This is a genomic window from Phormidium sp. CCY1219 (assembly GCF_035615515.1).
Taxonomy (GTDB): domain Bacteria; phylum Cyanobacteriota; class Cyanobacteriia; order Cyanobacteriales; family Laspinemataceae; genus CCY1219.
Map to the genome: position 1 here is coordinate 1 of NZ_JAJENT010000973.1, position 18,732 is coordinate 18,732.

General features: G+C 49.2%; 10 protein-coding genes, 22 tRNA genes and 1 CRISPR repeat array. Of the genes, 30 read left to right on the forward strand and 2 right to left on the reverse strand.

Features of this window, described 5'->3' with window-relative positions:
• The first annotated feature begins 450 nt into the window (after nt 1–450).
• Complete coding sequence (locus LKK83_RS31105; RefSeq protein WP_324635344.1) at nt 451–4,581, forward strand: cadherin domain-containing protein; 4,131 nt, start codon at nt 451–453, stop codon at nt 4,579–4,581.
• 189 nt (nt 4,582–4,770) lie between these two features.
• A complete protein-coding gene (locus tag LKK83_RS31110; protein WP_324635345.1) occupies nt 4,771–5,679 on the forward strand; it encodes a GNAT family N-acetyltransferase in 909 nt (302 codons plus the stop codon).
• 217 nt (nt 5,680–5,896) lie between these two features.
• Here the strand turns inward: LKK83_RS31110 and LKK83_RS31115 are convergent, their stop codons facing one another.
• Nucleotides 5,897–6,553, reverse strand: a complete 657-nt coding sequence (locus LKK83_RS31115) for a glutathione S-transferase family protein (protein WP_324635346.1) — start codon at nt 6,551–6,553, stop codon at nt 5,897–5,899.
• A gap of 527 nt (nt 6,554–7,080) precedes the next feature.
• On the opposite strand from LKK83_RS31115, the gene LKK83_RS31120 reads away from it, so the two are divergent.
• The 28 genes from LKK83_RS31120 (at nt 7,081) to LKK83_RS31255 (ending at nt 14,886) form a co-directional block, all read left to right on the forward strand.
• Nucleotides 7,081–7,155, forward strand: a tRNA-Asp gene (locus LKK83_RS31120).
• A gap of 46 nt (nt 7,156–7,201) precedes the next feature.
• A tRNA-Glu gene (locus tag LKK83_RS31125) sits at nt 7,202–7,274 on the forward strand.
• 6 nt (nt 7,275–7,280) lie between these two features.
• A tRNA-Cys gene (locus LKK83_RS31130) sits at nt 7,281–7,354 on the forward strand.
• Nucleotides 7,355–7,365: 11 nt separating this feature from the next.
• A tRNA-Ile gene (locus LKK83_RS31135) sits at nt 7,366–7,438 on the forward strand.
• Nucleotides 7,439–7,444: 6 nt separating this feature from the next.
• Nucleotides 7,445–7,519 (forward strand) — tRNA-Trp (locus LKK83_RS31140).
• 16 nt (nt 7,520–7,535) lie between these two features.
• Nucleotides 7,536–7,622: transfer RNA gene (locus tag LKK83_RS31145), tRNA-Tyr, on the forward strand.
• A 4-nt stretch (nt 7,623–7,626) separates the two neighbouring features.
• Nucleotides 7,627–7,713 (forward strand) — tRNA-Ser (locus LKK83_RS31150).
• A gap of 46 nt (nt 7,714–7,759) precedes the next feature.
• Nucleotides 7,760–7,849 (forward strand) — tRNA-Ser (locus LKK83_RS31155).
• 6 nt (nt 7,850–7,855) lie between these two features.
• Nucleotides 7,856–7,952, forward strand: a tRNA-OTHER gene (locus LKK83_RS31160).
• 10 nt (nt 7,953–7,962) lie between these two features.
• Nucleotides 7,963–8,038, forward strand: a tRNA-Gln gene (locus tag LKK83_RS31165).
• A 5-nt stretch (nt 8,039–8,043) separates the two neighbouring features.
• Nucleotides 8,044–8,119: transfer RNA gene (locus tag LKK83_RS31170), tRNA-Gln, on the forward strand.
• Nucleotides 8,120–8,212: 93 nt separating this feature from the next.
• Nucleotides 8,213–8,289, forward strand: a tRNA-Leu gene (locus tag LKK83_RS31175).
• An 84-nt stretch (nt 8,290–8,373) separates the two neighbouring features.
• Nucleotides 8,374–8,446 (forward strand) — tRNA-Leu (locus LKK83_RS31180).
• Between the two features lie 77 nt (nt 8,447–8,523).
• Nucleotides 8,524–8,597, forward strand: a tRNA-Arg gene (locus LKK83_RS31185).
• Nucleotides 8,598–8,925: 328 nt separating this feature from the next.
• Nucleotides 8,926–8,999 (forward strand) — tRNA-Ala (locus LKK83_RS31190).
• A gap of 6 nt (nt 9,000–9,005) precedes the next feature.
• Nucleotides 9,006–9,080, forward strand: a tRNA-His gene (locus LKK83_RS31195).
• 7 nt (nt 9,081–9,087) lie between these two features.
• Nucleotides 9,088–9,173 (forward strand) — tRNA-Ser (locus tag LKK83_RS31200).
• A gap of 185 nt (nt 9,174–9,358) precedes the next feature.
• Nucleotides 9,359–9,430, forward strand: a tRNA-Asn gene (locus tag LKK83_RS31205).
• Nucleotides 9,431–9,476: 46 nt separating this feature from the next.
• Nucleotides 9,477–9,549 (forward strand) — tRNA-Lys (locus LKK83_RS31210).
• A gap of 319 nt (nt 9,550–9,868) precedes the next feature.
• On the forward strand, nt 9,869–10,828 hold the full coding sequence (locus LKK83_RS31215) for a GNAT family N-acetyltransferase (protein ID WP_324635347.1): 960 nt from the start codon (nt 9,869–9,871) through the stop codon (nt 10,826–10,828).
• Between the two features lie 55 nt (nt 10,829–10,883).
• The gene (locus LKK83_RS31220; RefSeq protein WP_324635348.1) at nt 10,884–11,222 is read left to right on the forward strand and encodes a hypothetical protein; all 339 of its coding nucleotides are present in this window, start codon (nt 10,884–10,886) and stop codon (nt 11,220–11,222) included.
• A 74-nt stretch (nt 11,223–11,296) separates the two neighbouring features.
• Entirely contained in the window at nt 11,297–11,497 is a 201-nt protein-coding gene (locus LKK83_RS31225; protein ID WP_324635349.1) for a hypothetical protein, read from the forward strand.
• A 239-nt stretch (nt 11,498–11,736) separates the two neighbouring features.
• A tRNA-Asn gene (locus tag LKK83_RS31230) sits at nt 11,737–11,812 on the forward strand.
• Nucleotides 11,813–11,894: 82 nt separating this feature from the next.
• Nucleotides 11,895–11,958, forward strand: a tRNA-Ile gene (locus LKK83_RS31235).
• 121 nt (nt 11,959–12,079) lie between these two features.
• Nucleotides 12,080–12,155, forward strand: a tRNA-Leu gene (locus LKK83_RS31240).
• 291 nt (nt 12,156–12,446) lie between these two features.
• A complete protein-coding gene (locus tag LKK83_RS31245; RefSeq protein WP_324635350.1) occupies nt 12,447–13,880 on the forward strand; it encodes a vWA domain-containing protein in 1,434 nt (477 codons plus the stop codon).
• Nucleotides 13,881–13,967: 87 nt separating this feature from the next.
• Nucleotides 13,968–14,234 (forward strand): HNH endonuclease, encoded by a 267-nt coding sequence (locus LKK83_RS31250; RefSeq protein ID WP_324635351.1) that lies wholly within the window; start codon nt 13,968–13,970, stop codon nt 14,232–14,234.
• 487 nt (nt 14,235–14,721) lie between these two features.
• A complete protein-coding gene (locus LKK83_RS31255; protein WP_324635352.1) occupies nt 14,722–14,886 on the forward strand; it encodes a hypothetical protein in 165 nt (54 codons plus the stop codon).
• Between the two features lie 235 nt (nt 14,887–15,121).
• A CRISPR array of direct repeats spans nt 15,122–16,821; the repeat unit is 37 nt; unit sequence CTGCTTTACCTCAGATTGCCGATAGGCGTTGAGCACA.
• A gap of 29 nt (nt 16,822–16,850) precedes the next feature.
• Here LKK83_RS31255 and LKK83_RS31260 read toward each other — a convergent pair.
• The gene (locus LKK83_RS31260; RefSeq protein WP_324635353.1) at nt 16,851–17,549 is read right to left on the reverse strand and encodes a hypothetical protein; all 699 of its coding nucleotides are present in this window, start codon (nt 17,547–17,549) and stop codon (nt 16,851–16,853) included.
• Nucleotides 17,550–18,732 lie beyond the last annotated feature (1,183 nt).

Consider the following 18,732-nt stretch of genomic DNA (forward strand, 5'->3'; position numbering starts at 1 on the left):
GTCCAATTCCCGGGATGGAAAAAAACTATTCCGATGAGCGGAATAGTTATTTATGCTTAGTCCAATTCCCGGGATGGGGAAAAAACTATTCCGATGAGCGGAATAGTTATCATCTTTTCATATGAGTAAGGTAGAGAATTTTTCATTTCGGAGGTGCCTAGCGCGGTAATGACAGAAAAGGCTACGTACCACATCAATCCGAGAAAGACTATAGACTGCTTCAGAAAAGTCAAGTTTTACTATATCGGTAAGATTGTGTCAAGGGGTGCGCCTAAAAATATCAACTTTTATGAGTTTTTATCAACTTTGAGCGAGAACTCTCGTCAATCGGTTACATTTGTTTGCAAAACCTATCAACTTTTATCAACTTTTCTTTATTTACGGTTCTGGAAATAAAGGCCATGCTGGAGTTAACAGCATAAGGGGGGACGCCAAGGGCGTTCTAGAGTCATGTCTACCAATACAGTTACTCTCGAAGTCGGCAAACTCAATACCGCAAATCTGACCAATGAGGGATTTGAAACGGTAAATCTTTCCTCAACGTTTAGCCAAACCCCAGTGGTGTTCAGTCAGGTGCAGACTTATAACGGGGTAGAGTTTGTCCGTACCCGACAAAACAATGCCAGCAGCACCGGCTTTAACCTGGCAATGGAAGAAGAAGAAGCGCTGCAAAACGGTCACGCTACGGAAACCGTGGGTTGGTTGGCGCTAGAACCCGGTCAAGGGAATTGGAACGGACATTTATTTCAAGCAGGCGCAACAGCAACCAGCGTCAATGACAGCTTTTCTGGCATTACTTTTGACTCAGACTTTGCCACCGCGCCGCAATTTATGGCAGCAATGGCAACCTATAATGGCATCGATCCGGCGGGGGTGCGCTACCGGAATTTGGGAATGGATACGGTAGAAGTCAAAATCGAAGAAGAGCAAAGTCAAGATACTGAAACCAGCCATGCAAACGAGCAGGTTAATTTTCTGGCCTTAGAAGGAGAAGGAGTGCTGAGCGATGTTAACGGAACGGTTATTGGCGAATTCGGACAGATTGACAATTTAGACCACAACAGCCAAACCATTAATCTGCTCAACAGCTACAGCAATCCGGTCATCTTCATGCCTACCTTATCCTACTATGGAGCCGATCCTTCTACCACTCGGATAACCAATGTAGGCAGTAACAATTTTACCGCTTTTCTAGAAGAAGCGGAATATAAAGATGGCAGCCATACCACGGAAAATGCCAGTTATTTCGTGTTTGAGGCAGGCAGTTGGGAATTGAGCATTACCGGAGAATTAGTTGGGGTAACGACGGATGATTTGTTAGTGGGAGATGTGGAGGATGATATTATCTCTGGCAATGAAGGAGATGATGTCATTGTGGGTAAAGAAGGCAGCGATGTGCTGTCTGGAGATGCGGGTTCGGATTATTTTGTATTTGGCGGATTGGCAGAAGGGGTGGATACGATCCAAGATTTTAATGCGGCGCAAGGCGATCGCATCGTCATTGCTCCCGCCTTCGAGGAAGCCACTTCTGTGGAACAATTTGCTTTCGATTCTCTTACGGGCGTACTTTCTTTTAATGGTACGGACTTGGCACAGTTGCAAGGCGTTACCAGTGTAGATTTGCTCGAGAGTTTAATCTTTAGTGTGGGGTTAGGCGTTGAGGAAAATAGCGCCAATGGTACGGTGGTGGGAACGGTTGCCATTTCCAATCCCGCCAGCAGCAATCCCTATCAAATTACTGGAGGGAACGAGAACGGAATTTTTGCGATCGATGTCTTCACGGGCGAGATTACCGTTGCCGATCGCACCCAACTCGATCGCGAAACCCAGTCGTTGCACTACTTATTTGTAGAGGCGATCGATGCCACGGGTCAAACAATTACCAAACAAGTGACGATTAATGTGGGCGATGTGAACGAAGCGCCCGAATTTGCCAGTAACTCCACCTTCAGTATTGAAGAAAATCCCCACGATGGCGTTTCTGTAGGCACTATCCAAGCGACGGATCCGGAAAATGACGCCCTCACCTATAAAATTATCGGCGGTAACGAATCCGATGCGTTTACCATCGACGAATTAACCGGGGAAATTACCATTGCCAATGGTGAAAAACTCGACTACGAAACCCAGAATTCATACAATCTCACCGTCAAGGCGATCGATGAAGGCAAACAAACCACCGAAACAACGGTGGCGATCGATGTCATGGATGGGAACGAAGCACCGATAATTGAAACCGATGACGACGAAACCTTTATTTTCCACGAAAACAACAATAACGGTACCATCGTCGCCCAAGTTCCCGCCTTTGACGAAAATGTGGGACAACAAGCGCCGATTTACAGCATTGTCGGCGGTACGGGTCAAAATTATTTTGGGATTACGCCGGATGGAAACATTGTCATCGAAGATTCAGTGGGATTGCGCTCGAATAACGCCACTGACTATAACTTAACCGTGCGAGTTGCTGACAGCTTCAACTCCAGTTTGACCGATGAAGTCACGGTCATTTTAGAAAAAAGCAAGTTCACCAATGTTATCAAGCAAGAAGGCAGCGAAAGTCCCTTTAGTCCGATTGATACTGGTTCCAATTCCGACCCCACTTTTGCCGATATCGATCGCGATGGGGATATGGATGCCTTTGTGGGGCGATTGGATGGCACAGTTGCCTACTTCCGCAACGATAACGGTTCCTTCGTCCCCAGCCAAACCCAGAACCCGCTGAAAAATGTAAATTTTGAAGAAGACGTGGGTGCGAGTCCGACATTTGCCGATATCGATAACGATGGCGATTTAGATGCCATTGTTGGCAATTTCAATGCAATCCATTACTACCAAAACGATAACGGCCATTTTGTCGAAAAAACCGACAGTGCCAATCCCTTGTCTGACATTAACGGTTTTAACCCCCAATTTGCCGACATGGACGAAGACGGCGACTTAGATGCCTTTGTCTCTTCCGGAAAAGACAGCAGCTATTCAGTCAACTACTATCGCAATGACAGCGGCACTTTTACCCAAGACAACAACAACAACCCGCTGAACAATCAAAACTTTCTTGTTCCAGCAGCAACATTTGCCGACATTGACGATGATGGAGACCTGGATGCAGTTGTTGGGGTCAAAGATGGCACGATTCAATACTTCCAAAACGATGGCGGCACTTTCAACAAAAAAACCGGCAGCGACAATCCATTTAACAGCATCGATGTGGGGAATTATGCCGATCCGAGTTTTGCCGATGTCAACGACGATGGCTATCTCGATTTAATCGTAGGTTCCGAGGATGGTACCCTCAGTTATTATGAAGGCACTCCGTCTGTCTTTAATTTGAATTTTTCTAGCACGGGTCAAAGCGTCTGGGATAGCGGCACTTCTCAATTAGAGTGGAATTGGTCGCCGTTACAAGACTTGATTGGCACGGACAAAATTAGTTGGGATATTTCTCCATCCGTAGACTTTGACCTGGGCGAACTTGGTGCCGATACTCACGGTGGTATTGGGTTAAGCGCAGGCTACGAACTCGACGCAGGAACGATTGATACCGAACTTCCCGTGGATATATGGTTGAATATTCCCGAAGCGATTTCTTCTGGGGAAACGATTACCATTTCTTCCGGCTTTTCTTTAGGAGATAAAGCTACCTTTGACACCACCACACCTCGGGTGGCGGCTTACCTGGATTTCTTGTTTGAAATTTATGCCGGCGCATATGTGACTCTCGATTATAAGATTGGTGAATACACCAAAGATTACAGTCAGATTGACATCAACGAATCGTTTAATTTCCAATTCGACAGCACGGGTCAAGCGGTGTCTTTTGAGGAAATTGACAGCGATGACTTTTCTGTGGACTTAGGTTCTCTCGGTTCGCTGGGTTATGAAACTGGCGGTTGGGGCGACATTCACGGCTACGTTCCCGATATTTCAATTGAGGGCGATCGCATCAACAGCAATACCCTTTCCGGTAGCAAGAGCGATGTTGTCTTAGATGCGAGCTTAGACTTAGATAAAGTGTTCTTGACGGCTCTTTCTGAATCGAATATCCCTTATTTGAGTAAAGCCGCAGAAGCCCTGGATTACGTCATTGAGGGAAATCTAGATCTCGGCGTTGCTTATGCCAATTGGAATCTGTTTGATGCCGCATTCGAAAGCGATTTTTCTCTCGTTCAGGATTTAGACCTCACGGTTGACAATTTGACCGGAACTCTGAATGTGGAAGGTCAGGGTGCAGTTCCCTTTACCGTGGGACAAGATCTGCAAATTACTCCCCAAGATACCAATGGCGACGGACAGGTGGATATTACGGGTACTGTGGATGTCGCCCCTCAGTTAAACAGCAATACCTCGATTGATTACGATTTGGATATACCGCTGACGGCGTTGGAAGGGGAAGCCGGCTACGATGTTTCTGTTGACTTTGGATTGTTCAAGCTCAGCTACGAGGATAGTGCTGAATTTGGACCGATTTGGAGTGAAAATATGAACCTCACCCAAGGTGGATTCGATTTGTACGATAATAGCTTTACCCTCGGTGGGTTCAATACCGCAACTCTTGACTTCTCGATTCCGATCGCTTAATCCATCCAAAAGCCCCCCACCCTCCCCGGGTGGGGCTAGACTTACAAAGCCCGCCCGAGACTAATCCTACCAAAAGCTCTTACAAAGCCCGCCTACGGGGGCTAAGTGAAAAAAGCTTTTACCTGCCGAATTCAGTATGCATTATCAAAGGGTACGTCATTTCTCTCCCTCAACTACAACCGCAAAACGATGCTAAAGTCTACTTCTGCTTCCCCGGCTTCCATCAAATATCAGTTCGTTTATAATTTAACGCCTGCAAATTCCCTCGCCTTCGAGGATTTGACTTTTCCCAGCATTACAAAACACTGGCAAAAATTTCGGCAGCGCGGCCCTTTGTCTGGGGTGGCGGTTTCGGTAAATGAAGAAAGAGTCGGTTTTGTTTTAGCAGAATTGATGCCGGACGTCACTCGCGCTGAAGTGCTTTCTTTTTTCGTGAAACCTAACTATCGCCGTCAGGGACTTGGTACGCAGTTAATGCGCTATATGGAAATCGCTTTAACGAAGCTGAGCTGTGCGGAATTGTTTTTAAAATATCGCGTAACTTCCCTCACGGATTCGGCGTTAGAACCGATTTTGCACCAGCAAAGTTGGCAACCGCCGGAAACTGAATTTGTGTTGACTAAAACCACCGCCGAAAAACTGCGATCGGCACCTTGGGTTTATAAATACTGTCTTCCGCAACAGTTTACCGTGTTTCCTTGGACGGAGTTAACCAAAGCAGAAAAAGCCCGGATTGTCCAGCGAAAAAAATATCCCGATGCCTTGAGTCCGTTTACTGAGGATGGGCCTTTGGAACCTATCAATAGTGTGGGATTGCGCTATCAAGGCGAGGTGATTGGATGGGCGATCGCCCATCGTATTGCCCCGGATACAATTCGCTATTCGTCTATGTTTGTGGAAGAACCGTTTCAAAAGTTGGGACGCGGTTTTGCCTTGCTCACTGAAGCAGTAAGGCGACAATTAACGGCGGATATCCCTTATTTCACCGCAGCAGTGGCAAGCAATAATATCGGCATGCTGCGTTGCGTCGATCGCTATTTTAAACCCTATGCTGAATTAATGTCTGAGTCGCGCCGCTGTGTGAAGCGGTTGGGATAATTTTTAAAGGGGTTTATCTCGGTTACAGCCTGAATTTTTCCGCCTTTTCTGCCCTGGCAATTCTCCAGGCTTCCTGTCTTCTAAACTGTCGTCGTGCAAGCCAAAACTTCTCGCGCTATTAACAATTCTATCCCTCCTACAAAACCGCTATAGTCCCTTGCGCGAAGACTGGCGTTCGAGAAGCCAGGGAGTTTAGTCCCTGGCGGGCAAAAGCTGGTTATCTTTTGGACATCAATTCTTTCATTTGCGCTTTAAAGCCTGCGATCGCTTCGGGTGTGGGTTGGGTTTCTTGCCAACTCGATCGCTGCATCAGGCGATCGCACCATTCCTTGATTTTCGGATAGTCTTCCATCTCAATTCCCATCTGTGGCAAAAATGGAATCGCTGTCCCCGCAACCAGTTCGGCTAAGCTCAAGTGTTCGCCGCCAAAGTAGGGACTACGCCTGAGTTTTTCGGCAAAAAAGTTTAACACTACCCCAATTTTTTCCTTAGACTGCTCGATTTTCTCGGGGGTTTCTTCCCCAAATCCCATCATCTGACGCAGCAAAGGCGTCATCGCCGGGATGAATTCGGTTAATGTCACCATTTGCACCATCCGCACGATCGCCAAATCTTCTGGATTGGTGGGCAACAGGGCAGGGGTGGGATATTTCGTTTCTAAATAGTCCAAGATGGCAAATGACTCGATGATGGGAAATCCATCTACTTCTAAAACGGGGATGTGGTGAAAGGGGTTCATTTTCAGAAACTCGCTTTGGTATTGATCGCCATCGAGTTTCATCTCCACGAGTTCAAAGTCTAGTTTTTTCTCTAATAAGCAGATCCAAACCCGGCGGGAGTTGAACGAAATCGGCAAATGGTACAACTTCAGCATGGACGAGACTCCACAGAGGACATCATCAGTTTAGATCGCCTGGGCCAGAGTGGCTATCAATATAGCAGGGAGTCGGTTGGGTTCGCGCTGACCTGTGTGTAGTATGCGGCGACAGTGGCGCGATCGCCAATTTGGATCCAGGAGTCAGGGGCGATCGTCCCCCAAAAATTTTTTCTGTAGTATGTAGCCGTTTTGCGGAATTGCGGGGACAAAGCCGGAAAATTTATGGCCTGTAACCCTTGCGGGGAGTGCCTTTCAAAAAAAATTAAAAAAATTTGCTCCAACCCCTTGACAAGTTTGTAGTATGCATGTAGTATGTGATTGTAAGGCACAGGGAAAGGAACCGAACGGCTCCACCCAATGCCCAACACCGAACCAGGAAAACTGAATAAACAAACGGCCATACGATCGATGTTTGGACAAGTGCGGTTTTTACTCATCGGGGTGGATATCGCTCCCGCGAGGGATTCCCCCCGAGTAAACCGCCAAACCTGCCAAACGACAAATAGATACAAGACCAACTTCGTGGGGATGTAGCTCAGTCTGGTTAGAGCGCTTGTCTGTCGAACAAGATGTCGCGGGTTCAAATCCCGTCTTCCCCGTTTAGTGGTTCTCCAATGCTGAAAATGCAGCGGACGCCCTATAGATGGCCCCATCGTCTAGCGGTCAAGGATTTCTGATTTTCGCTCAGAAGACACGGGTTCGAGTCCCGTTGGGGCTATGACATGGCTGAGTACCCAAGCGGTTGAAGGGGGAAGCCTGCAAACCTTCTATGCGTGAGTTCAAATCTCACCTCAGCCTTGGTGAAATGTCGCAGTGTAACTTAACGGTTAAAGTACCTAGCTCATAACTGGGTTGATGCAGGTTCGATTCCTGCCACTGCGATCGCCTGTGGGGATGGTGTAACTGGCAACACTCCAGTCTCCAAAACTGGCATTCTGAGTTCAAATCTCAGTCCCCGCGCCAAATTTCCAAATTTTAAGGGTCGGTATCCAAATGGGTGACGGAGCTTGAGTGTAAATCAAGTGCCTCTGTGCTGAACCTGGGGGTTCGAGTCCCTCCCGACCCATTCTGGAGAGGTGGCCGAGTGGTTTAAGGCGCTTTCCTGCTAAGAAAGAGCGGTTTAACAGCCGTCGAGGGTTCGAATCCCTCCCTCTCCGCTTTTTGCCTGTATGACAGGAGTAGCAATTTTCCGAAACTTCACTGGGAGAGGTGGCCGAGTGGTTGAAGGCGCGATCTTGGAACGGTCGTTCGGGTTCAAACTATCCGACGAGGGTTCAAATCCCTCTCTCTCCTTATTATCCCCCGGTAACTCAGTGGGTAGAGCGCCTGTGTTTTGGCGAAGCCTGTCTGAAGGACTTAGAACAGGAAGGGGTTGGTTCGATTCCAACCTGGGGGGCTGGTCTGATTGCCGGGTGGACGAGTGGCAAGTCACCGCGACTCTGAATCGCGGAGAGGTTGGTTCGACCCCAACCCCGGCATCCACAAGGTGCCCTGTGGTGTAATTGGTAACATGCCTGCCTTTGAAGCAGGAGAGTCCAGGTTCGAAACCTGGCGGGGCAGCCAATACTCGCTCCTATAGCCCAATTGGAAGAGGCGATCGTCTCAAAAACAGTGCTTTATGAGCTTAGCCTTACTAAAGGTAACTAGCTTTTTCTCGCTCCTGTGGCGCAATTGGCAGACGCGGCAGACTTAAAATCTGTTTTTTGTTGCGGGTTCGACTCCCGCCAGGAGTATGCTGGGGATGAAATTCAGGATTTAAACCCCTGGATTGATTACCGAGTTTCCCCCTTACGTGGGTTGCATTACCCTTTCAATTTGCCCCTGTGACGGAACGGAAGACGTCGCCGACTCAGAATCGGTGTTTTGCAGGTTCGACTCCTGTCAGGGGCATGGCGCGATCGCCCCTGTTGCGCCCCTGTAGCCTAATCAGAAGAGGCTCCGGGCTTGCTGCAACCCGATCGCAACTAGGGAGTGTAACTCAACGGGACAGAGTACCGATCTTCTAAATCGGCTGGTGTAGGTTCGAGTCCTACCACTCTCGTTTGGTATCGATAAAATAAGGAGGTTTGCTTTCCCTGTTATTCATTAAACTCAATCGCTCCAGCGCGATCGCGCGGTGGCGTGCCCTAACGTTTGGAGCATACATACTGAGTACGAGAGGAACGGTAACGCTGCGAAAATGCAGTGGGCGTGTGGGAACGAGGAGTGCGAAGAACCCGAGAGGTGGGCTTAGCGGTAGCCATCCTGTAAAGAGTGTGTAATAACTCATCGGTGGAGTCCCTCTAGTAGCTGAGAACACGCGGAAAATGCTCCTCTAACTTGCACGCCAGCGCGATCGGCACTTAGTGTTTCAGCTCGATATCGCACATGGGGTCATAGCTCAGATGGCGAGAGCGCCTGCCTTGCAAGCAGGAGGTCATGGGTTCAAGTCCCATTGGCTCCACTGATGGTGTCTGAAGTCGAAGTGGTCGAGACCCTAGCCTGTGAAGCTAGTTAGTAGGGAGTTCGAGTCTCCTCAGACACCCCTCAGTGGAAGATGCTGCTAACGGGATGGCAACTGGTCTCGAAAGCCAGGGTACGGGCAACCGTAGGGGTTCGATTCCTCCATCTTCCGCCAACCACCGGAGGCCGAAAAGTGAGGCACCGTGCTGATAACGCGGCGATAGGAGGGGCAGTACCTCCCCGGTGGATTTCCCTCTGCCAACGGATTTGGGGCTGATGCTACGAACGTCGGCTGTGGTGGTTCGACTCCATCCAGAGGGACTTTCCCTGACTTGGGCTTTCTCGGGTCAGGGGGTATATTCCTCGGTAGCTCAATGGTAGAGCTTCCGGCTGTTAACCGGAGGGTTCTTGGTTCGAGTCCAAGCCGGGGAGTTCGCTGGTATCGCGGGGTTGCCTGCGGCACAAGCAAGGTATAAAAGGGAATGTAGCTCAATTGGCAGAGCAGGTGACTTTTAATCACCTCGTTGCAGGTTCGATTCCTGTCATTCCCTCTCTCGCCAACCTCTGCATCTAGGCCACGTTCGCCTCCCCTGTCATTGATGGAAGCTGCTGCTGATGGGACGGCAACCGGCCTTGAAAACCGGGGTACGGCCAGAAACCGTAGGGGTTCGACTCCTCCAGCTTCCGTTGAAAGGTAGGGAGGCGGCACGACCGCACGACCTATAGGGTGGCCAACTTGTTGCCCTCCCTACGAGTGAAGGATATGCAGAAGTTCTGGTAAAATAAATTGTTAATCCATGAATTTATCTCTTTGGTTTTCTTTTCTCGATCGAAATTCCATTCTAATTTTATTTGACTTGTGAGTGATTTATGACAACTTTAACCATGCGCTCCTATGTGGGAGAGAGGGATATCCAGGCGATCGCTGCTTTAATCCAAGACTGTGAGGCGGTCGATCGCCTGGAAGAAGTTATCTCCACCACCCAACTCCAACAGGAAATCAACCAGCCATCGGTGGATCGAGACCGGGATATTCGCCTGTGGTGCGACAGCAATGCCGCGCTTATCGGGTTTGGGCAACTGTTTATTCCGCCATCGGGAGATATTCTCGACGGTACTTTGTGGTTCCGCGTCCACCCCCGGGCAAGGGGCGGCGATTTGGAAGAACAAATCGTCGCTTGGGGTGAGAAGCGGATGCGCGAGGTGAGCCGAGAGCGCGGCGTGGGAGTGAAGCTGCGCTCTGGCACTCGCGACACCGATCGCACTCGCCTCGCATTGCTCGAACGCTTGGGCTATGTTCGCGATCGCTATTTCTTTCGCATGGCTCGCTCTTTAGCCGATCCGATTCCCGAACCTCAATTGCCGACGGGCTATACGTTGCGATCGGGCACTCAGGGGGAACATCCGCACGCTTGGGTGGAGATGTTCAATCAATCGTTTATCGACCACTGGGGTTTTTACGAGTTAACGATCGAGCGCGTACAGCACGAGTTGAAAGACCCGTACTACAACCCGGAGTTCGATCGGGTGGCGATCGCTCCCGATGGCACATTCGCTAGCTTTTGCGATTGCTATATTAACCCCGAACAAAACCAGCAAAGCGGGCGAAATGAAGGCTGGCTCGTAGTTCTCGGTACCCGGCGCGGCTTCCGCAAGCAGGGACTCGCAAGCGCTCTGATCCTGGATGCACTACATCGGTTAAAAGCCGCTGGAGTCGATCGCGCACTGCTCGCCGTGGATGCCGAAAACACCACCGGCGCGCTCCACCTCTACGAGTCCCTCGGCTTCCGGAAAGTGTACGTCAAAACTACCTTAGTGAAGGAGTTGTAAGCCCCCAGCACCCCCCTGAAAAAATTTTTTTCCAAACCCTTGACAAAACTGTAGTATGAGTGTAGCATTAAAACATGGCACGGAAAACAGCCGCCAAAACGGCTCGTTTCCTGCCATGACCGAACCTGGAAAACTGAATCCAACGAGGGACTTTTTACAAGCGTCTAGCGGGAATTCTCCCGCAAACAATCGAGGTGCTATGATGTTACTCTACGTCCCACTGCTTCAGCGCCAGCGGCGCAAGTCTCGAGCCGCCACTCGCGAACAGCAGTTAGCGGTCAATCGACCCCATCCAAACACCGAAGGGTTAAATTCAACCCACTCGGTTCGCGGAGTCGAACCCATTCGTCACGTGAATGATATTTATCATTTAGAACGGCGTTTTTTATTGTAGCCAAAAAAGGCGATCGCTCGATGAAAGCCAGGAAATTTTCACAAAAATCTAACCCTTAAAAAGGAGGAAGCAGCATGGTTCACGTTCGCTTTGAAGGTCGTTCTTATGACGTCACGGAACGTCAACTCGGCATCAGCGCTAGCATGAGCGATGCTGCTGTCAAAGAACGCCTCGCCCACTACTTTGATGTCCACCGCGATCGCTTCGAGTCTTACATCTGCGATCGTCGCCCTTCCGGCGATTTAATCGTTCGTCCCGAAGCGGTTTACGGTTAATTTTTTTCAATACTTTCTGTTTTCAAATTCTCAATTTTCAATTTCCCGCACCCTAACCGATTAAGCTTACACACAACTGGTTTATCGCCAGAAACATGTAGGTTCGAGTCCTACCACCTCCTTGAATGGGGGTGTGGCTCAATTGGCTAGAGCAAACTGTGAAATAGCCTAATTGACTTGTGCGGGAAAGAATCTGTCAGGACGGTTGAAAAAGCACTTCGCGCCCTAACGCGGAAAGCTTACATACTAGCTCATTGGTAGAGCATTACCCTGTTAAGGTAAAGGTTGGGGGTTCAATTCCCCTGTATGAAACCACGGCTTTCACGACTTGCGCGAAGTGTTTTTTCAACCTTTAATTCCACCCGAAAGCTTTAAAAAAATATCCCGCGCCCTAACGGGTGAAGCTTACACACATCCGCCTGATAAGCGGGAGATTGTAGGTTCGAGTCCTACCAGCCCCACTTTCCTGGGGCTGTAGAGTAATGGTAACTCACCAGTGTTCTTCAGCTTTACCAACTTGTGCGGGATATTATAATATTTCATCCTTTGCAGTCTTTCACTTCGCGCCCTAACCGAAAAAGCTTACATACTCGCTCAATGGTAGAGCGCTTGATTTAGGTTCAAGTGATTGCAGGTTCAAATCCTGTGTATGAAACCACGGCTTTTTCGACTTGCGCGAAGTGTTTATTTTGATGTCAATTCCCTCCATTTTTTCTGCCTTGCAGTTGTCGCCGCGCCCCTATCGGGGGGGCTTACATACTCCGCAAAACCACAGTGCGCTTTGGAGAAAGCGCTGCAAGCCTGAACTGTCAATAGCAGGCCAATGCCCCCCTCACTTGCGCGGCACTTGTTATCGAGCCGCGCGTGCGATATCTGCCTTTTTTGAAAGAGCGGTTATCTCGTATAAACGCGAGATAGCGAAGCATTGATTTAAACAAGGAGAGAGTCTATGAATGCAGCAGAACGCGATTTGCGGCTGGAAATGCTGAATAGCTTGTTGACGACGCCACACCGCAAGCTGGAAGAAGTGGCAGAATTACACCAAATAATGGTAGAAATCGATCCGTTGTTTTACGGTCATTTGGGCGCTTGGTATTACCAAAATGGGGACGTGCGAGACCACAAAGAGGTGTTTGTGGGAAATCTGCTCACCAGTCCCCTGACGGAACACCGGGATGCGGGATTCGTGCTGCTGCAAAAGTTGCCCCCTTATCAGGTGGGGCGGGTGGTAGACTTTATGAAGCAACATCGCCACAAAGTGCCCCGTTGCGCGCGCACGGCGGTGACGCGATATCTGCGCGATCGCGAAAAAAATACAAACTTCTTCGATCGCGCCGCACTTCGCAACCGCAAGGCAATGAAACACCTCTATGCCACCTTACATATCAAACCCAACCCGCGCGCCGATGCCATCCTGTTCAAAGAAACCCCGCCAGAAGGCAGTCTCGCCTACCTCGTCAAGCAACTGGCAAAGGCGGCATCTCCGGCGGAACAAGCAGCGCTCATTGTAGAACACAATATCCCCTACACGATCGCGATCGGCACCGTAAAGCAGCTCACGCCCACAGTTCTGGTGGCGCTGATTAATTCCATGTCCCCGCAAGAGGTCATCAATAACCTCAAATCCTTGCAAGGGCGCGGTGCGATGGAACATCCGGAAGTGAAAGCTCTCATCGAGCAAAAGCTGAAAGACGCCCAAACCAGCGATCGCGTCTCCGCCTACAAAGCGCGCATCGCCTCCGACGCCGCCCAACTCGACACCGACACCACCGCTCAGTTGGAACAAATTACCAACGAACAAGTGAAAAAGCGCGGTAAAATTAAAAAACCCACCGCCTTGCTGGTGGATAAATCCGGGTCGATGGACAAAGCCCTAGAAGTCGGAAAGCGCCTCGCCGCCATGATTTCCGGCATTTCCGAAGCAGAACTCTACGTTTATGCTTTCGATACCATGCCCTATCCCGTCACCGCCAAGGGCAGCGAATTGAGCGACTGGGAACGAGCGTTCCAGCACATCAAAGCGGGGGGCAGAACCAGTATCGGTTGTGCGGTAGAAGCCCTGCGCCGGAAAAAACAGCAGGTGGAGCAAATCATCCTCGTCACTGATGAAGGTGAAAACAGCAGCCCCTATTTCCCCGACGCCTATCAAACCTACTGCCGCGAAATGGGCGCTCTGCCAAATGTTATTATTGTCAGAGTGGGGAGATTCTATACTTGGGTGGAAACCCAATTGAAGCAAAAACAGGCTCCGGTGGAAACCTTTACCTTCGGCGGCGACTACTATTCCTTGCCCAATTTGGTGCCATTGCTGTCTCGTCCCTCGCGACTGGATTTGTTAATGGAAATTATGGAAATTCCGCTGCCGGTAAGAGAGGATAAATAATCGGGTAGGGTGCGCTGCGGCGTACCCTATGCGATTCCCCGGAATCCCTGGATAACTCCTCGTTGAAGGTTTAGTTATTCCGAATTTATGTACTGCAAACTCTGCGAAAGAGAAGTCAATAAACTCACGGTTCATCACCTGATTCCCAAGCAAAAAAATGGGGCGAAAAGACCGACGATTGATATCTGTTCCCCCTGTCATCGCCAAATTCACGCTTTTTTTGATAACGCGCGGTTGGCACGGGAACTGAATACGGTGGAAAAACTGCAAGCTGAACCGCAGATGAAGAAATTCCTCGCCTGGGTGCGAAAGCAAAAATCCGATAAACGCATTAAAGTTCATCGCCGCGCTTGATCGGTTGCAGTTGGGCGAGCGTTCTTCTCCCTTGGGGCGCAATCCACACTGCTGCGATCGCCGGCTCCCTACCCATTTTTTTTGCTACTTTTTTGCAAAAAAACCTTGACAAAATTTTGTTTTTATGTTATTAAAAAAATAGAATGGGAGAAGATGCGGCCATATATATAGCAGGGTTTCGGTCTGGCTAAGGTATGCTGCCCTCATTTGTCATTCCCCTTTGAGCGGGAATCGAAAAGTAATTTCGGACAACTGCGATCGCACGACATGTACGGGTAGGCAACTCGTTGCCCAGCCTACCCGTAAGATCCGTGCGGTAGTGCTGTGGGGTTGAGAAGGCGACAACACTATAGCGGGTTTTGTCGCCACTGAGCGGTTGACCCGTTGATTCTGGATATTTCTCTAGCGGCGCGTAAGTACAACTATGCGCGTTTTCAAACATGCTCCGCGACAGACGGGAGTCACCGCAGACTCTCGTCTTTTTTTTATGGCAAAAATTTCGCCCCGGAAGCGCGATCGCAGTTGCGGGGGTGGATGGCGGGAGGGGGGAGTCATCCAGTGGGGGATTCGCGCCCCAGCATTGGCCCATTTTACCCGATCTGCCGGAGAACCCCTGACTCATGGAAAACTGCGATCGAGCAAGCACCTGTGATTGTGCGGAAACTTCCCCCGTCTGAAATGCCGAAAACTCCCGCTACAGGAAGGTTGGGGACATTTTTCGACTTGACTAGGTGCTTGAATTTTGCTAGAATTAAGCCAGGGTAAGGGTTTGAGCGAGAAGCAAATGGTCGATTTTGGGAAAGTTCAACCACTCTCTTGCATTTTGGCGGTAGGTGCTTGTAAAATCTTCTTAGAGTACTTCCCATTTAGGGGATTGGGCTTGTGCGCTGCTTTACCTCAGATTGCCGATAGGCGTTGAGCACTTTCCTTGCTGGGAGCGGGTTTCGGGCTGAAGTGCTCTGCTTTACCTCAGATTGCCGATAGGCGTTGAGCACTGCCCCATACTGAACTACGCAAGCGCGTTTTTTCTGCTGCTTTACCTCAGATTGCCGATAGGCGTTGAGCACCTTCCCCTGAATACTCAAACTGTCCCAAGTCTCTGAGCTGCTTTACCTCAGATTGCCGATAGGCGTTGAGCACAAAGGGCGAAAGTGCTTTAGGTCTGCTTCATCAGACTGCTTTACCTCAGATTGCCGATAGGCGTTGAGCACACTTTACTACACGCAAGCTTTTGGCACTACGACGGCCTGCTTTACCTCAGATTGCCGATAGGCGTTGAGCACTCGTGGGCAACCCCTAAGTCCGCTAACGCTGTAGGACTGCTTTACCTCAGATTGCCGATAGGCGTTGAGCACACTAGATTCTGAAGACCTGAAGACTAAAAGCTCTAAAACCTGCTTTACCTCAGATTGCCGATAGGCGTTGAGCACAGATTAAACGTCAAGTCTGGGGCAATCTTTCTCAAACTGCTTTACCTCAGATTGCCGATAGGCGTTGAGCACATTCTAAAACAAACACTAAATCTTGTAATTGTTGACTCTGCTTTACCTCAGATTGCCGATAGGCGTTGAGCAGGTGTTCCATCCGATGCAGAAGGAATTTGTTATAGCTGCTTTACCTCAGATTGCCGATAGGCGTTGAGCACAAAAAAGCAAAACATGGAATTCAGCTAGGTATTTTCTGCTTTACCTCAGATTGCCGATAGGCGTTGAGCACACTACGGTGAAGGACGCAGTAGCTGGCGTATTGAATACTGCTTTACCTCAGATTGCCGATAGGCGTTGAGCACAATTCTGGGGAACTGGAATTGATTTGCTCTATCCCAACTGCTTTACCTCAGATTGCCGATAGGCGTTGAGCACAATTCATTTGTAATGGTTTCAAAAATAGGTTCAACGGCTGCTTTACCTCAGATTGCCGATAGGCGTTGAGCACATAATCTCCAACAAAATTTAGCTACTGCTCTAAAAAGTCTGCTTTACCTCAGATTGCCGATAGGCGTTGAGCACATTGTTTAGTCGTTCCGTGCTTTTTGCTTAAGATCTGCTTTACCTCAGATTGCCGATAGGCGTTGAGCACGATTCAAGTATTACGCCCGTTCCGTCTCTCCCGAAGCCTGCTTTACCTCAGATTGCCGATAGGCGTTGAGCACGAAAAATCACGAACAAACACAACCTTAAGGAGATTCTCTGCTTTACCTCAGATTGCCGATAGGCGTTGAGCTTCGTGGATTTCGTCGATATTCAGCCAGAACGTTTCGGCCTGCTTTACCTCAGATTGCCGATAGGCGTTGAGCACCGATCAAAATCACAGCGGCGGGGATTAAATTTGAGTCCTGCTTTACCTCAGATTGCCGATAGGCGTTGAGCACTAGCGAGGAAAACATATGGTCAGCAATCACCCGAACTGCTTTACCTCAGATTGCCGATAGGCGTTGAGCACCTGTCTACAGCCAATACAACCAGTGGGCAAGTACACTGCTTTACCTCAGATTGCCGATAGGCGTTGAGCACAGAACCTGCAAAAGCAGGTTTTTTTCGAAGAAAAGCCCTGCTTTACCTCAGATTGCCGATAGGCGTTGAGTGCGATAAACGTGGGTTGCGGGTGCTCCCCAATTTAATCCCCTTCCCCCGGCGCGATCGCAAAAAATTTCTTCGTTCCTGGGGCATAAGTCCACCCCAACCCCTCCGGATCCTTCTGACAACTCCAATCCAAAAAATCCGCTTTCTTCTTATTCTTGCTCACCGTTGTCGGATGCACGCCCAACCTAGCGGCTAATTGCGATTGATTCAATGGCGGCGGTAACGTCACCGATGGGGTGTTCGGGGTTGGGGGTGGGGCGAGGGTTTCCGACTCTGCCAATACTGGCGCACTCTCTACCTCTAGAGTTTGGTAGGATTGCGGCATTTGAATCGTGGAAAAGCAGTACACCATCCCGCCATTGTCGGTAATTTCATATCCCGCCGCAAACTCCTGCGCCTGTTTGTCCAAATATTCCTGCGCTTCCTTCCCTTCCACTCCCGCTTGCATGGCGAAGTCCAATGCAGTCAGACGCCCTTCGTTCTCTTGGATTAACCGATAAAACACCGAATTCAGATGCGCCTGTCGCTGCTGCTGCTTTTGCAGATAGGATTTCCACGCCCATCCCACCCCAGAGATGACGGCGACGCCCAGCAACATTCGCCACGCGGATAAGATGATGGTCGCGCCCACCACTATGGGCACCACAATCATCAAGCGCGATTCCAAGCTGGTGTTCGACTCCGCGCGATCGCTCTCGATGGAGCCACGGTTCATTTGGCGATTGGCTGGCATCTTCACTTCACAGATTCCACACTCGTTCCTCTTTACCGACACGGGGCGTGCCACAAGTGCATTATTGCATCTGTACGCCGCTTCAGTCATCGCCGCGCCAAAACTCTCCCCCACACGCCGATTTCCCCACTCCCTCCCCTCAGCGCCCCCTCCGTTCTATCGTTTTTTGCCTATATCGGTTTATAGAAATTCACTCAAATCGCCAAATTAATGCGCCTTACCCCCGGTTTCCGGCTTTATTTTCCCGCTCAATCGGTATATAGCCAGAAAACGAAATTATGGAAATTCTCTCTGTAAGGCAGTTTTGTCCAAAGCGACCCTTTTGTCTTTCTCTGGGTTTGAGCTGCTGGCAATAATTCAGGCATATTTTACCATAGTATTGAAATTTACATTTTTTGTCAACTGCTACAAATGATGCTACAAGCTGTTCCTACATTTGTGGGGGTCAAGCGGTAAAGCGATCGCCGCAGCCAAACCGCTATTTTTCACTTAAACTGCATAATCAATTTTAACTTTATTTCTACCAATTGAGAGACAAATTGGCATTTTCTTAGTGCCTAAAACCACCTTTAATGTTCCTATTATCCATGATTTTCGGTGGGTGAATCTTCCTCATACCTGAGTATAAAAACAACCGAAAAAAACTCTTTTACCTCCACCGAGCAAAGGTTTTCCTATGTTTTAGTAGGCGTGCGAGGGCGGAATTGGGAATTAATGAATAAGGGTTTAAAATAACTGCCACGCTTTCTTATGGCTTCAGCCAGTTATTTCCGCGCCAGCATCCAGAATTATTCTAAGCAGTCATGCAAAATAAATTGCACATCGATTTTTGAGGTTTGTAGGGTGGCCAGGCACGAGAACTTCCGGGGCGCGAGGCACTTCCGAAAATGGCTCTGCCTACCCTACCCGCTGCAATTATTTTTGCCCGAGTACATATTTCTATAACCTTACAAATATGCAAACTAAGCGAATATTATATAGATAAATAAAAGTAATCATGCAGATAACAAATTTTTATGTAAATATCTTTCTGGCGCATCACAATATTACAAATGGTGTAGTAACGTGAAGTTAAGTAACTATCTATGTCTTTAGACAGAGAACGAGGTCAGCACCCCGCTCTAAAGAGACGGGGCTTCTAGCCCCTGACTTTAGGTAGCTGACCAGCCTAAGCCCTACGAGG